This is a genomic window from Saccharopolyspora antiqui, assembly GCF_052246905.1.
Taxonomy (GTDB): Bacteria; Actinomycetota; Actinomycetes; order Mycobacteriales; family Pseudonocardiaceae; genus Saccharopolyspora.
This window is the reverse complement of the sequence record NZ_JBQQBO010000005.1, coordinates 20988-35415: the sequence shown is the minus strand read 5'-3', so window position 1 is coordinate 35415 and position 14428 is coordinate 20988. Positions and strand designations below refer to the sequence as shown.

General features: G+C 69.0%; 13 protein-coding genes. 2 read left to right on the top strand and 11 right to left on the bottom strand.

Annotation, left to right across the window (positions count from 1 at the left end; translation table 11 throughout):
* Positions 1 to 210: 210 nt before the first annotated feature.
* The 4 genes from ACTWQN_RS10605 to ACTWQN_RS10590 all read right to left on the bottom strand — a co-directional run bounded on the left by ACTWQN_RS10605 (position 211) and on the right by ACTWQN_RS10590 (position 5152).
* Positions 211 to 2175, bottom strand: a complete 1965-nt coding sequence (locus tag ACTWQN_RS10605; RefSeq protein WP_443203216.1) for a TIGR03960 family B12-binding radical SAM protein — start codon at positions 2173 to 2175, stop codon at positions 211 to 213.
* A 135-nt stretch (positions 2176 to 2310) separates the two neighbouring features.
* Positions 2311 to 2856 carry a GNAT family N-acetyltransferase gene (locus tag ACTWQN_RS10600; protein WP_443203215.1) on the bottom strand — a complete coding sequence of 182 codons (546 nt, stop codon included), beginning with the start codon at positions 2854 to 2856 and terminating at the stop codon, positions 2311 to 2313.
* Positions 2857 to 2861: 5 nt separating this feature from the next.
* Complete coding sequence (gene ndk / locus ACTWQN_RS10595; protein WP_443203214.1) at positions 2862 to 3272, bottom strand: nucleoside-diphosphate kinase; 411 nt, start codon at positions 3270 to 3272, stop codon at positions 2862 to 2864.
* A 344-nt stretch (positions 3273 to 3616) separates the two neighbouring features.
* Positions 3617 to 5152, bottom strand: a complete 1536-nt coding sequence (locus tag ACTWQN_RS10590) for an alkaline phosphatase D family protein (RefSeq protein WP_443203213.1) — start codon at positions 5150 to 5152, stop codon at positions 3617 to 3619.
* Between the two features lie 183 nt (positions 5153 to 5335).
* Here ACTWQN_RS10590 and ACTWQN_RS10585 point away from each other — a divergent pair, with 183 nt between their 5' ends.
* Positions 5336 to 6436 carry a zinc-binding dehydrogenase gene (locus tag ACTWQN_RS10585; protein ID WP_443203212.1) on the top strand — a complete coding sequence of 367 codons (1101 nt, stop codon included), beginning with the start codon at positions 5336 to 5338 and terminating at the stop codon, positions 6434 to 6436.
* Between the two features lie 20 nt (positions 6437 to 6456).
* Here ACTWQN_RS10585 and ACTWQN_RS10580 read toward each other — a convergent pair whose 3' ends face one another.
* Entirely contained in the window at positions 6457 to 7368 is a 912-nt protein-coding gene (locus tag ACTWQN_RS10580) for a DMT family transporter (protein WP_443203211.1), read from the bottom strand.
* A gap of 111 nt (positions 7369 to 7479) precedes the next feature.
* Here ACTWQN_RS10580 and ACTWQN_RS10575 point away from each other — a divergent pair, with 111 nt between their 5' ends.
* On the top strand, positions 7480 to 8349 hold the full coding sequence (locus ACTWQN_RS10575; RefSeq protein ID WP_443203210.1) for a LysR family transcriptional regulator: 870 nt from the start codon (positions 7480 to 7482) through the stop codon (positions 8347 to 8349).
* Here the strand turns inward: ACTWQN_RS10575 and ACTWQN_RS10570 are convergent.
* The 6 genes from ACTWQN_RS10570 to ACTWQN_RS10545 all read right to left on the bottom strand — a co-directional run bounded on the left by ACTWQN_RS10570 (position 8346) and on the right by ACTWQN_RS10545 (position 14254).
* Positions 8346 to 8774, bottom strand: coding sequence for a type II toxin-antitoxin system VapC family toxin (locus ACTWQN_RS10570; protein WP_443203209.1), 429 nt, complete (start codon positions 8772 to 8774; stop codon positions 8346 to 8348). The two genes, ACTWQN_RS10575 and ACTWQN_RS10570, sit on opposite strands and share 4 nt — an antisense overlap.
* Positions 8774 to 9013 (bottom strand): ribbon-helix-helix domain-containing protein, encoded by a 240-nt coding sequence (locus ACTWQN_RS10565; RefSeq protein WP_443203208.1) that lies wholly within the window; start codon positions 9011 to 9013, stop codon positions 8774 to 8776. The genes ACTWQN_RS10570 and ACTWQN_RS10565 overlap by 1 nt, the downstream gene beginning before the upstream one ends.
* Before the next feature lie 55 nt (positions 9014 to 9068).
* Complete coding sequence (locus ACTWQN_RS10560; RefSeq protein ID WP_443203207.1) at positions 9069 to 9521, bottom strand: DUF4233 domain-containing protein; 453 nt, start codon at positions 9519 to 9521, stop codon at positions 9069 to 9071.
* Between the two features lie 26 nt (positions 9522 to 9547).
* Entirely contained in the window at positions 9548 to 10915 is a 1368-nt protein-coding gene (gene folC / locus ACTWQN_RS10555) for a bifunctional tetrahydrofolate synthase/dihydrofolate synthase (protein WP_443203206.1), read from the bottom strand.
* A gap of 44 nt (positions 10916 to 10959) precedes the next feature.
* A complete protein-coding gene (locus ACTWQN_RS10550) occupies positions 10960 to 11337 on the bottom strand; it encodes a helix-turn-helix domain-containing protein (RefSeq protein WP_443203205.1) in 378 nt (125 codons plus the stop codon).
* 268 nt (positions 11338 to 11605) lie between these two features.
* Complete coding sequence (locus ACTWQN_RS10545; RefSeq protein ID WP_443203204.1) at positions 11606 to 14254, bottom strand: valine--tRNA ligase; 2649 nt, start codon at positions 14252 to 14254, stop codon at positions 11606 to 11608.
* Positions 14255 to 14428 lie beyond the last annotated feature (174 nt).

The window sequence follows — 14428 nt, the reverse complement described above, 5'->3', positions numbered from 1 at the left end:
TCTCGCCGACTCAGGATGTCCTCCCCGACCAGTGATCGTCATCGGCGGTCGTGGTCGACCGGTTCCGATGCCGGTGCTTGCTTGCTCAACCGCAGTGCCACAACACCTGCGGGTCATGTTTCGAAGGACCGTACCCTGGCGGCCAACCCCGCACCGAGTGCTCGACCGACCGTAGTGCCCGGATCCCCTGTTCCGCGGACCGCCCGTCCGTCAGCCGTTGGTGAAGGCCGGGTTGCGGACCGGAGCGCCCTGGCCGACCGGGGAGATCGGCAGCAGCTTTCGCCCAGTCGGGCCGATCTCGATGTCGGTGCCCATGGTCGGGCACACACCGCAGTCGAAGCACGGCGTCCACCGGCAGTCGTCCTGCTCGCGGGCGTCCAGCGCGTCCTGCCAGTCGGCCCACAACCACTCCTTGTCCAACCCGGAGTCGAGGTGGTCCCACGGCAGGACCTCGCCCTCGCCGCGCTCCCGAGTGGTGAACCAGTCCACGTCCACGCCCAGCGGCACCAATTCGGCAGCGGCGCAGGAAACCCAGCGCTCGAACGAGAAGTACTCGTTCCAGCCGTCGAACCGGCCGCCGTCGCGCCACACCCGCTCGATCACCCGCCCGATCCGGCGGTCGCCCCGGGACAGCAGCCCTTCGATCAGGGAGGGCTTGCCGTCGTGGTAGCGCATGCCGATGTTGCGGCCGAGACCGCGGTCGGAGTTGATCTCCTGGCGCAGCTTGCGCAGCCGGTCGTCGATCGTGTCCGGGTCGGTCTGCGACGCCCACTGGAACGGTGTGTGCGGCTTGGGCACGAAACCGCCGATGGAGATGGTGCAGCGGATGTCCTTGCGTCCCGTGGCCTGCCGACCGGCCCGGATGACCTCTTTGGCCATCTCGGCGATCTGCAGCACGTCGTCGTCGGTTTCGGTCGGCAGCCCGCACATGAAGTACAGCTTGACCTGCCGCCAGCCACCTGCGAACGCGGCCGAGACGGTGCGGATCAGGTCCTCCTCCGACACCATCTTGTTGATCACCCGCCGGATCCGCTCGCTACCGCCTTCGGGCGCGAAGGTCAGTCCGGAGCGGCGGCCGTTGCGGGACAGCTCGTTGGCCAGGTCGATGTTGAACGCGTCCACCCGCGTCGACGGCAGCGACAGCCCGGTGTTGGTGCCCTCGTAGCGGTCCGCCAGGCCCTTGGTGATCTCGGCGATCTCGGAGTGGTCGGCCGAGCTCAGCGACAGCAGTCCGACCTCTTCGAAGCCGGTGGCCGCCAGACCGCGCTGCACCATCTCACCGATGCCCTCGATGGACCGTTCCCGAACCGGCCGGGTGATCATCCCGGCCTGGCAGAACCGGCAGCCGCGGGTGCAGCCGCGGAAGATCTCCACGCTCATCCGCTCGTGCACGCTCTCGGCCAGCGGCACCAGCGGTTGCTTGGGGTACGGCCAGTCGTCGAGCTCCATGGTGGTGCGCTTGAAGACGCGGTAGGGCACCCGTTCGTGATTGGGCACCACCTGGTCGATCGCACCGTCCGGGCGGTAGCTGACGTCGTAGAACTTGGGCACGTAGACGCCGCCGGAGGAGGCCAGCCGCAGCAGCAGTTCGTCCCGGCCACCTGGCCGCCCCTCGGCCTTCCAGCGCCGGATGGCCTCGGTGATCTCCAGGACGGCTTCTTCCCCGTCGCCGAGCACGGCCGCGTCCAGGAAGTCCGCGATCGGCTCGGGGTTGAACGCGGCGTGTCCGCCCGCCAACACGATCGGATGATCATCGGTGCGGTCGACGGCGTGCAGCGGGATTCCCGCGAGGTCGAGTGCGCTGAGCAGGTTGGTGTAGCCCAGCTCAGTGGCGAAGCTGATGCCCAGCACGTCGAAGGCACCGACCGGGCGATGGGCGTCCACGGTGAACTGCGGGATGCCGTGTTCGCGCATCAGCGCTTCCAGGTCCGGCCACACCGAGTAGGTCCGTTCGGCCAGCACATCGGGCTGCTCGTTGAGGATCTCGTAGAGGATCTGCACGCCCTGGTTGGGCAGTCCGACCTCGTAGGCGTCGGGGTACATCAGGCACCACCGAACGGCGACGTCGTCCCACGCCTTCACCGTCGCGTTGAGCTCGCCACCCACGTACTGCACGGGTTTGGAGACGCGCGGCAACAGCGGTTCCAACCTGTCGAAAACGGACTCCACACGCACCCGGCCAGGGTAGAGGTTCGCCCCCTGCCGAAGGGAAGCGGGCGATTCCGGCACATCGCAGGCGCGGCTCAGGGCCTGACCGGTGCGTGGACGTGAGTGGCGGAGACGCCGATTTCGCGCGAAATCGGCGCTCGCTCAAACGTCGCGGGTGAACCAGATTTCGTCCCGGTCGTCGCCGGTGGCGACCCGCACCGCGCCCGGCCAGCGGCCGCGCTCGACCCAGCCTTGGGCCTCGTAGAAGCGCTCCAGGTCGTGCCCGCTGCGGGTGACCAGGTCCAGCTTCTCCAGGCCGATCGCCTGCGCCTGCACCAGGACCGCATCGAGCAGCTTCTTGCCCCAGCCCTTGCCCTGCAGCTCGGGATCGACGGCGAGCCAGACGAGCTCACCGGTGTGCTTGCGGACCGGCAGCTGACGCTGTCGCAGCACCGCGAGACCGACCAGCACGTGCTGCTGGCCGATGGTGATCAGGTGCACCTTCTTGCCGCGGACGTCCTCGACGAGCGAGGCGGCCGCCGCGCGCAGCTGATCGATCGAATCGGTGGGGCTGAAGCCGACCGCGCCGCCCGCGACGGTGACCCGTCCCCACAGGTCCGCGAGCGCGTCCACCAGGTCCGGGTGCGGGGTGTCCACCCGGTGCGGCCCGGAGATGAAGCCGTCGGCGTCGATGTTGCTCCCGGTCAATTCGGTCAGAGCTCCGGGAACCACAGCTTGAGCTCGCGCTCGGCCGACTCGGCGGAGTCGGAGCCGTGCACGAGGTTGAACTGGACTTCCAGGCCGAAGTCACCGCGGATGCTGCCCGGCGCGGCCTTGTCCACCGGGTCGGTGCCACCGGCCAGCTGCCGGAACGCCGAAATGGCGCGCGGGCCCTCGACGCACGCGGCCACGACCGGGCCGGAGGTGATGAACTCGATCAGCGAGCCGAAGAAGCTCTTCCCGTCGTGTTCGGCGTAGTGCTGCTCGGCGAGTTGGCGGTCGACGTTCTTCAGCTCCAGCGCGACCAGCTTCAGGCCCTTGCGCTCGATGCGGCTGATGACCTCGCCGACCAGCCCGCGCTCGACACCGTCGGGCTTGACCAGGACCAGGGTGCGCTCGCTCACGGTTGTCTCTCCTCACTACCTTCGGCGCCGGGTGCCACGGTGCACCGCGCCCGATTTGCCAATCAGCGTATCGATGCAGGTGGCACACCGACCGACGGCCCTGCCTCAGTCCGGTGCGATCAACTCGACGCTCGGGAAGTACGTGCGATACCGGCGTGCATCGCGCGTCAGCAGACGGAGTCGGCTCACAGCTGCGTGGGCACCGATGTAGAAGTCGGGCAGTGGTGACCGCTGCTCACCTCCTCGTCTGCGGTAGTCCTGGAAGCACTTTCCCGCGAGGAACGCCGCTGACCACGGCAGCGGCGTTCGAACGTAGCGGACCGCAGTAACTCGATGGTGGCTGGTCAGCGCTGCGGCGGCAGGGTCTTGGTCCACAGCGAGCGCCCCGCCTGGTCCCGGAGGTCCACCCGCAGCTCTCCGGTCCGGCCGTCGATGTTGACCTCGCCGAAGTGCTGGAAGCCTTCCAACGGGGAGGCGCCCTGGCGGGTCGGCGCGCTGACGAACACCGGTTCCGGACCAAAAGTCGAGTCCAGCTCGTTCGGCCCGAACGCACCGGCGTGCAGCGGACCGGAGACGAACTCCCAGAACGGGTCGAACCCGGCGAAGGCCGCGCGTTCCGGCGCGTAGTGGATCGCCGCCGAGTAGTGCACGTCGGCGGTCAGCCAGACGATGTTGCGCACCGACCGGCGGCTGATCTCCTGCAGCACCCAGGCCAACTCCGCCTCGCGCCCGTTGGGCGCGCCCGGCAGACCGTTGGCGACGGCCTCGATCTTGTCGCCGTCGGGCACCACGATGCCGATCGGCATGTCCGAGGCGATCACCTTCCAGGTCGCGCGGGACCGGGAGAGCTCGTCGACCAGCCAGCGCGCCTGGCGGTCGCCGAGGATGCGCTCCGGTGCGGTGCCCGCCGAGTTCGGGTCGCGGTAGGTGCGCATGTCGAGCACGAACACGTCCAGCAGCGGGCCGTGCGAAACCTTCCGGTACACCCGACCGTCCACCGCGTCCTGGCGCCGCACCGGCTGCCACTCGTGGAAGGCCTGGAACGCGCGCTGCGCGAGCACATCGACCCGCTTCTCGGTGTAGCTGTCGGAGTCCAGGATCTCGCCCGGGTACCAGTTGTTGGTGACCTCGTGGTCGTCCCACTGCACGAGTTGCGGGACCTGCGCGGCGAAGCGGCGCACGTTCTCGTCGAGCAGGTTGTAGGCGAACTGCCCGCGGTATTCGGCCAGCGTTTCGGCGACCTTGGACTTCTCCGGGGTGACGATGTTGCGCCACACCCGGCCGTCGGGCAGCGTCACGGACTCCTGCAGCGGCCCGTCGGAGTACACCGTGTCGCCGCTGTGCAGGAAGAAGTCCGGGTTGCGGGCGGCCATCGCGTTGTAGATCGTCATGCCGCCGAGGTCCGGGTTGATGCCCCAGCCCTGCCCCACGACGTCGCCGGACCACAGGAACCGCAGGTCGCGCCGGTCACGCGGCACGGTGCGGAAGGAACCGGTCAACGCTTCGCTTTCGACGCGGCCGTCCAGGTCTTCGGCGATGACGCGGTAGTGCGCCTGCTGCCCCGGCGGCAGGCCGGTCAGCCGGAGCTCACCGGTGCCGTCGGTCTCCGGTGTCAGGACCGGGCCGGGAATCCGCACCGCGTGGCGGAAGTCGGCGTCGCGGGAGACCTCGACGAACATCCGCGATGGCCGGTCGGCGCGGGTCCACACCACGGCGCCGTCCGGCCGGGGGTCGCCGAGCTGCACGCCGTGGGTCAGGACCGGACGACCCGAGCGCGCGAAGGCCGGGGCGCCGGTCAGCAGCAGACCGGCTGCGGCCAGGCCGACAGAGGCACCACGTCGGAGCAGGTCGCGCCGGTTCAGGTCAGATTCGGGGCTCATGCGGCGGTTTCTATCCGCGCCAGGCGGCAATTCGATCACCGTTGGTCGACCGGAGGGTGAACGGTGGGTGCCGATTGGTCGTGCGCGTCGGTGATCTCCGGTGTCGGCGAACTCTGGTGCCGGGCTGATCGGCGCGATAGCTTCACGGTCAAACCGACTGGCCGGTCTGACAAGGAGGTCCGGATGCGCGCCGCCGTGCACACCGCCGCGAACCAGCCGATGCGGATCGAGCAACTCGCCGATCCCAAGCCGAAGGCCGGTGAGGTCGCCATCGACGTGCGGTCCTGCGGCGCCTGCCACTCCGACCTGCACGTGCTCAAGGGCGAGCTGCCGTTCCCGACCCCGACCGTGCTCGGCCACGAGGTCGCCGGGGTGATCTCGGAAGTCGGACCTGGCGTCACCGGGCTCGAAGTTGGCGACCGGGTGGTGACCAGCTTCATCATGCCGTGCGGTCAGTGCGAGCAGTGCGCGCGCGGCAACGAGGAGATCTGCCAGCGGTTCTTCGAGTTCAACCGGGGCAAGGGGCGGCTCTACGACGACGAGACCCGGCTGTTCCGGCCGGACGGCGAACCGGTGTGGATGTACTCGATGGGTGGTCTGGCCGAGCGCTGCGTCACGCCCGCGACCTCGGTCTACCCGGTTCCCGAGGGCGTCGAGCTGGCCGATGTCGCATCGGTGGGCTGCTCGACGATGACGGCCTACGGTGCACTGCGCCACGCGGCGAACGTGCAGGTCGGCGACACCGTGGCGGTGGTCGCGGCCGGTGGTGTCGGCTCGGCGCTGATCCAGCTGGCGGCGGTGTTCGGCGCGTCGATGATCATCGCGGTGGACATCAACGAGGAGAAGCTGGCCGGAGCTCGCGAGCTCGGCGCCACGCACGTGGTCAACTCGGCCGAGGTGGACGCCCCGGCAGCGATCCGCGAGCTGACCGGCGGGCGCGGTGTGGACGTCGCCTTCGAGGCGCTGGGCGCGGTGCCGACCTTCAACATCGCGCGGGATTCGGTGGTCGAGGGCGGGCAGATCGTGGTGGTCGGCATCGCCGCCCGGGGCACCACCGGTGAATTCGACCTGGCCACCATCGCCAGGCGGAAGCTGCAGATCAAGGGCTCCTACGGTGCGAAGCCGCGGCGCGACATGCCGGTCCTGCTGGACCTGGTGGCCCGCGGCCTGCTCCGCCCGCAGGACACGATCAGCCGCCACTACTCCTTCGACCAGGTCCAGGACGCCTACGACGCCCTGAAGCGCGGCGAGACCATCGGCCGCGCGGTCGTCGACATCGGCTGACGCACCTGCCTATCGCCCGCCTACCGAGCGGATCTGGCGAACAGCACGCCAGCGATCACCAGGGCACCACCGAGCACGGTGTTCCAGCCGACCGGCTCGGCTAGCAGGATCGCGCCCAGCGCCGTCGACCACAGCGGAGTCGCGTACGTGACGGTCGATGCGATGGTCGAGCCCGCCGCGCGGATCACCCGCAGGTTCAGCAGGAACGCCAGCCCGGTGCCCACCGCACCCAGCAGCACCAGAGCTCCGACGGCCGTCAGGCCCGGCCACCTGGGCACCGATCCGAATACCACCGCACCCAGCGCGAGTTGGGCCGTCGCGCAGGTGAGTTGCACGGTCGTCAGCGCGGCCGCCGACTCGGTGCGGCCGGAGAAGAACCGCCTGGTGTAGGCGAATCCGGCTCCGTAGCAGGTGGTCGCGCCCAGGCAGGCGAGGCTGCCGACCAGCACGCCGCCGCCGACGCCGTGCCACACGCCGAGCACCACGAGCACCCCGCCGAAGCCGATCAGCAGCCCGACGATCCGACGCGGCGTGGGGTTCTCCTGCGGGACCAGCAGGAGGACGAAGACGAGCGTGGTCAACGGAGTCGTCGCGTTCCATACCCCGGCGAGCACCGAGCTGACCTGCGTCTCGCCGTAGGCGAACAGGGTGAACGGCACGGCGTTGAGCAGCAACGCGACCACCGCGGCATGTCCCCAGGTGCGCAGGTCGCGGGGCAGCGAAGCGCGCTGCACGGCGCAGACTCCCCACAGCGTCGCGGCACCGAAGAGGCAGCGCGCCAGCGCCACCCACAGCGGCGCGACCCCGGCGTCGACCGCGACTTTGATCAGCACGAAGCTGGATCCCCAGATCGCCGACAACAGCACGAAGCCGGGCAGCCAATTCGTCCGCTCGCTGCCGCGCACCGCAACCGTCGCCACCCGTTCGGCCATGCCACCACCTTGTCGTCCGGCACCGCCGAATCCCGGCGGCTTTCGGCCATCACATTCGACCGGGCATCATGAGTCAAACAAGTAAATCTGAAATCACAATGAGAGTTGCTCATGTCGATCAACATCGCGCAGCTCCGCGCGTTCCTGGCAGTGGCCGACGAGGGCGGATTCGGCGCCGCCGCGGACGCGTTGCAGATCAGCCAGTCCGCCGTTTCGCACGCCGTGGCGGCGCTGGAGAAATCCCTGGGTTGCCGGGTGCTGATCCGCCAGGGCCCGCCCCGGCCCACGGCGTTCGGCGAGCGGATCCTCGACCACGCCCGCGCCGCCATCACCGCGACCGACACCATCCGCGCGCTGGCCGACCAACGGGACGGACGTCCCACGGGCACCGTGCGGCTGGCCGCGCCGCCGACCGTCTGCCAGGGCCTGCTGCCCGATCTGCTGGCGCGCTGGCGGGATGAGTTCCCGCAGCTGCGGATCCGGGTCTTCGAAGGTGAGGACGACGAGGTCGCCGACTGGCTGGCCTCGGCAACCGTCGATCTTGCGGTGCTCGTCGACCCGCCGACGGATGCGGGTGTGCCGATCGGCGAGGACCAGTTCCACGCGCTGCTGCCGCGCGACCACCCGCTCGCCGGGCAGCACGAGATCGACATCCGCGATCTCGACGACGACCCGTTCCTGCTGTCCTGCGGCGGCTGCGAACGGCACGTCCGCGACGCCTACCGGCAGGCCGGATCACGCCTCGAACCGACCCACCGGGTCCGGGAACTGGGCACCCTGCTGGCGATGGTCCGGGCCGGGGTGGGGGTCTCGGTGGTTCCCGGCCTGGCGGAAGCGATGCTCGACGACCGGCTGGTGCTGGTTCCGCTGCGCCAACGCGTCAAGCGAAGCCTCGTGCTCACCGGGCCGCGGGCCAAACCCTGGCACCCCGCCACGACCGCACTAATCGACACCATCCGCGCCGAAAACCGAACCAGCTAGTCCAGGGGATGGCGCCAACGCAGCCCCGGATACCGCGAAAAGCCCCGGTCAGTGGTGATCCACTCACAACCGTGCTCGATCGCGATGGCCGCGAGGTAGGCATCCGGGACCAGGTTGCCCTTCGCGTCGGCTTTGCGGCAGAGCTCAGTGAAGATCTCCCAGTGCCGCGGGCCGGGGTCAAGCTTCACTGCACGGTCTGAATTCATGATGTGATCAGCGATATCCACGGCAGCCGACGGCAACAAAGGCTCACGAAGAACGCGATTGCTTGTCATGATCCGGATGAAGCCACTCAGCACCACGGATGCCACACCCACCGGCTCAGGACCATTGAGCGCCTTCTCCAGCCACGCCCCGAACTCAGGCTGCAGTGGGTCTTGCCGGTTGTAAGCGGAAACGAAGATGTTTACGTCGCAAGCCAGCACTAGCGCTCCATGATGTCGAGCAAAGCGGCGTTGTCGTTGACGTCAACACCTGGCTGGTAGCCGCCCGTGTCCACCGGCGTGAGCCGGAACGGCTTTGCCTTCTCATGGATGCGTGAAAGGCGCTCTCGCGCGCTGTCCTGGAAGAACTCGCTCACAGTGCTGTGCAGATCCAAAGCCCGCCGCTTGATCTCCTCAAGGAGGTCCAGATCGACGGTGATCGTCGTTCTCGTCGTCGCCATACACACGAGTGTAGTCATGGTGCATCATGATGCACCAGTCTCGACCGGGTGAGATTCAGTCGGTCTGCTCCGGCGGATAGCCGAGTGGGTGGCCCAGCTGGTCGTAGAGCTGGCCTTCGCGCATCCGGCGGGCCACCTCGCGGCGCAGGTACAGGATGTAGCCCCAGACCAGGGCGAACACCAGGCCCATGATCCCGATCGCCGGGTGCACCAGGAAGCACACGATCGCGACGACCTGCAGGGCGAGCGCGACGCCGAGGCCCCACGGTCGCCGCTGCACGAACCCCGCGACCAGCATCAGCACCGCCAGCGCGATGACGATGCCGAAACCGGTGCTGGACACCCCGCTGTTGGACTTCCAGACCACCGGCAGCGCGAGCAGGAAGGCGATGAACTCCAGCACCAGCGTGCCCGCCATGATCCCGCGCAGGCCCTTCCACGGGTCGCGCACGCCGGGCGGCGCCTCCGGCAATCCCTTGCCGGGCTCGGGTTTCGACTGATCGGTCACGACTGCTCCAGTGTCTCGCCGCTCGCTCACGCCGGCTCCCTGCCGAACAGCGCGCGGGCCTCGCCCGCGGTCACCACGGACCCGGTGATCACCACACCACCGCCGGAGACCGACTCGCCGGGCTCATCGGTCTCCTCGGCCAGCTGGATCGCGGTCTCGACCGCGTTGTCCAACCGGGGCTCGACCACGATCCGGTCCGGTCCGAAGATGTCCTTGGCCACGCCCGCGAGCTCGTCGGGATCCATCGCGCGCGGCGAGGAGTTCTTGGTCAGCACGATCTCCTCGACCACCGGCTCCAGCTCGGCCAGGATGCCGCGCGCGTCCTTGTCGCCGAGCACACCGACCACGGCGACCAGTCGCCGGAAGGAGAACTCCGAGCTCAAGGCGTCGGCCAGCGCGCGAGCGCCGTGCGGGTTGTGGGCCGCGTCGATGAGCACCGTCGGCGCCGCCCGGACCCGCTCCAGGCGACCGGGGGTGATGACGTTGGCGAACGCCTCGCGGACCCGTTCGACGTCGAGTTGCCGGTCGGCACCGGCGCCGAAGAACGCCTCGGTGGCCGCCAGCGCCAATGCCGCGTTGCGCGCCTGGTGCTCGCCGTGCAGCGGCAGGAAGATCTCGTCGTAGACGCCACCCAGGCCTTGCAGCCGAAGCAGCTGCCCGCCCACCGCGACGGTCCGGGACAGCACGCCGAACTCGTGGCCTTCGCGGGCGACCGTCGCATCCACCTCGGCGACCCGGTCCATGATCGATTTCTGCGCCTCGGGCGACTGCGCAGCCACCACGGCGATGGAATCGGGCTTGATGATCCCGGCCTTCTCCTTGGCGATGCCCGCGAGGTCAGTGCCGAGATATTCGGCGTGGTCCAGCGCGATCGGACAGATCACCGCGATCTTCGCGTCGGCGACGTTGGTCGCGTCCCAGCTGCCGCCCAAGCCGACCTCGATCACCGCGGCCTCCACCGGGGCATCGGCGAAAGCCGCGAAGGCCATCCCGGTGAGCACCTCGAACTTGCTCATCCGAACATCGCTGCGGGAGTCCACGATGGACACGTACGGCGCGATGTCCCGGTACGCCTCGACGTAGCCTTCCGGGCTGATCGGCGCACCATCGATGCTGATGCGCTCGGTGGCCAACTGCAGGTGCGGGCTGGTGTAGCGGCCAGTGCGCAGCCCGAGGCCGCTGAGCAGCGCGTCGGTGATGCGCGAGGTCGACGACTTGCCGTTGGTACCGGCGATCTGCACCACCGGGTAGCTGTGCTGCGGCTCGGCGAGCAGATCGGTCAGTGCCCGGATCCGATCCAGCGATGGTTCGATCTTGGTCTCCGGCCAGCGCTCGTTGAGCTCGGCCTCCACCACGCGCAGCTCGTGCAACGCGGCGGGATCAGTGCCGGACAAGTGCTCACTCCCTAGCGCAGGATGACGAATGTCGAGGTCACAGTCTACGTCTCGGCCGTACCCCGGCCGCCGAAGACCCGCTCGGCCAGCAGCGCCTGGAAGTGCGGGCAGCTGGCGAGGTCGGCGTGCTCGCAGTCCAACGCGCACTCGATGAGCTCCAGCGACGTCCGCAGTTCGGCGATGCGCTGGCGGAGCTCGTCACGACGGCGGTGCATGATCTGCCGCCGGGCCTGCGGATCGGCGGCGGCGAACATCTCCCGGATCGCTTCGAGGCTCAGCCCCGCCTCCTTGGCCCGCATGATCATCGCGACCCGGTAGAGGTCGTCCGTCCCGTAGCGGCGGCGGCCCGCGACGCGCTCGGGCACCAGCAGCCCCATCGACTCCCAATGCCGCAGCACGTGGGTCCACACCGGACTGCTCACCGGCGACCTGGCCCTGCCGATCCTGCTCGGACTCGCCGAGGCCGCCCGCGCCAGCGGCGCGATCACCCCCGCCCAAGCCGAATCCTGGACCGCCGAACAACGCCGCCGCGCCGAAACCGACCGCCTCTGCTGCGCCCTACCGATCTTCGTAGCCGCCGCCACCAACCCGTGACCCGAAAAGGAGTGAAGGGCACCTTTGACCGGGTAAGCCGGTCAAAGGTGCCCTTCACCCGGCACACTGCCGAGTGATCAGCGCCGGGGCGGGTGATCAGTGCTGGGGTAGGGCTGCCAGGCGGGCGTTGATGCGGGCGATGTCGGCCTGGGCCGTTTCGCGGCGGGCCTTGATCTTGTCCACCACTTCGGCCGGGGCCTTGTCCAGGAAAGCCGGGTTGTTCAGCTTCTTGTCGGTGCCCGTCAGCTCCTTCTCCGCCACGGCGAGGTCCTTGGCCAGCCGCTTGCGTTCGGCGGCGAGGTCCACCGCACCCGAGAGGTCCAGCTCCACCGACACGGTCCCATCGGGCAATCCGACCTCGATGGACGTCGAGGAGGTGAAGCCGTCGGTCGGCTCGGCGATCCGGGCCAGCGCCCGCACCGCGGGCGCGTGGTCGGCCAACCCGAGCTCCGCGACGCCGCCGAGCTTCGCCGCGACCCGCTGACCAGGCTTGAGCCCCTGGTCGGACCGGAACCGGCGGATCTCGGTGATCAGCTTCTGCACCGCGAGGATCCGCTCCTCCGCCGCCTCGTCGGCGACCGCCCCGGACGCCTTCGGCCAGTCCGCGACGACCACGGAGTCACCGCCGGTCAACGAGGTCCACAGCGTCTCGGTGAGGAACGGGATCGTCGGGTGCAGCAGCCGCAGCAGCACGTCGAGCACGTACCCGAGCACCTCGCGGGTCTGCTCGGCCCGCCGCCCGCCGGCGTCGAGCTGCACCTTGGACAGTTCCAGGTACCAGTCGCAGAACTCGTCCCAGGTGAAGTGGTAGAGCGCCTCGGTGGCCTTGGCGAACTGGAAGTCCTCCAGCAGTTCGTCCACATCGGACACGACCTGGTCGGCGCGGTCCAGGATCCAGCGGTCGGCGTCGGTGAGCTCGGCCCGATCGGGCAGCAGCTCCGGCACTCGCGCGCCGTTCATCATGGCGAACTTGGTGGCGTTGAACAACTTCGTGCCGAAGCTGCGCGACCCGGCCACCCACTCCTCGCTGATCGGCGAGTCGGTACCGGGGTTGGCGCCGCGCGCCAGGGTGAACCGCAGCGCGTCGGTGCCGTAGGTGTCCATCCACACCAGCGGATCGACCGTGTTGCCCGCGGATTTCGACATCTTCTTGCCGTGCGCGTCGCGGACCATGCCGTGCAGCGCGATCACCCGGAACGGAACGGCACCGCTGGGCTCGCGATCCTTCATCGCGTACAGCCCGAGCATCATCATCCGCGTGACCCAGAAGAACAGGATGTCGTAGCCGGTGACCAGCACGCTGGTCGGGTAGAACTTGCGCAGATCAGCGGTGTCGGCTGGCCAGCCCATCGTGGAGAACGGCCACAGGCCCGAGGAGAACCAGGTGTCCAGCACGTCCTCGTCCTGGTGCCAGCCCTCGCCCGACGGCGGCTCGTCGTCCGGCCCGACGCACACGACCTCGCCGTTCGGGCCGTACCAGATCGGGATGCGGTGGCCCCACCACAGCTGCCGCGAAATGGCCCAGTCGTGCAGGTTGTCGACCCAGTCGAAGTAGCGCTTGGCCATCTCCGGCGGGTGCACCGCGACCCGACCATCGCGCACCGCGTCACCGGCGGCCTCGGCCAGCGGGCCGACCTTGACGAACCACTGCAACGACAGGCGCGGCTCGATCGGCTCCTTCGAGCGCGAGCTGTGTCCGACGCTGTGCAGGTACGGGCGCTTCTCCGCGACGATGCGGCCCTGCTCGCTCAGCGCCTCGCGGACGGCCACCCGCGCCTCGAAGCGGTCCATGCCGTCGAACTGCGTGCCGGTGTGCGCGATCCGTCCCTGCTCGTCCATGATCGTCAGCATCGGCAGGTCGTGCCGCTTGCCGATCTCGAAGTCGTTCGGGTCGTGCGCCGGGGTCACCTTGACCGCGCCGGTGCCGAACTCGGGATCGACGTGCTCGTCGGTGATGATCGGGATCTTGCGCCCGGTCAGCGGGAGTTCGATCTCGGTGCCGACCAGGTGCCGGTAGCGCTCGTCGTCGGGGTGCACCGCCACAGCGGTGTCGCCGAGCATCGTCTCGATCCGGGTGGTTGCGACGACGATCGAATTCTCCCCGTCGCCGTAGCGCATCGAGACCAGCTCGCCCTCGACCTCCCGGTGCTCCACCTCGATGTCGGAGATCGCGGTCCGCATCTGCGGCGACCAGTTGACCAGCCGCTCGGCCCGGTAGATCAGGCCGTCGTCGTAGAGCCGCTTGAAGATCGTCTGCACCGCGCGGGACAGCACGGCATCCATGGTGAAGCGCTCGCGGCTCCAGTCCACGCTGTCGCCGAGCCGACGCATCTGGGACAGGATGGCCCCGCCGTGCTTCTCCTTCCACTGCCAGACCCGCGCCACGAACTCCTCGCGGCCCAGGTCGCGGTGGTCGATCCCCTCGTCGCGGAGCTGCCGCTCGACGAGCGCCTGCACTGCGATGCTCGCGTGGTCCATACCCGGCAGCCACAGCGCCTCGTAGCCCTGCATCCGGCGGCGCCGGGTGAGGATGTCCATCAGGGTGTGCTCGAAGGCGTGCCCGATGTGCAGGCTGCCGGTGACGTTCGGCGGCGGGATGACGATGGAGAACGGCGGCTTGTCGCTGTTCGCATCGGCGGTGAAGTACCCGGCAGCTACCCAGCGCTGGTACAGCTCGGCCTCGACGTCGGCCGGATTCCAGGTCGACGGAAGTTCACGTTGCTGAGCGGCATGGGTTTGTGTCACACGCAGAATTCTACGAGTGCCCGCGCAACACCTTTTCCGGGCACTCACCCCCACCCCCACCAGCACAATTGTGATTCCAACCACCCCAACCCCACCGGGCAGGCGGAAACCAGACCACCGGTCACGCCGAGCGGCGCCAGCCGGGGAGCACAACATTCCGGTGCGGCAGAAAAG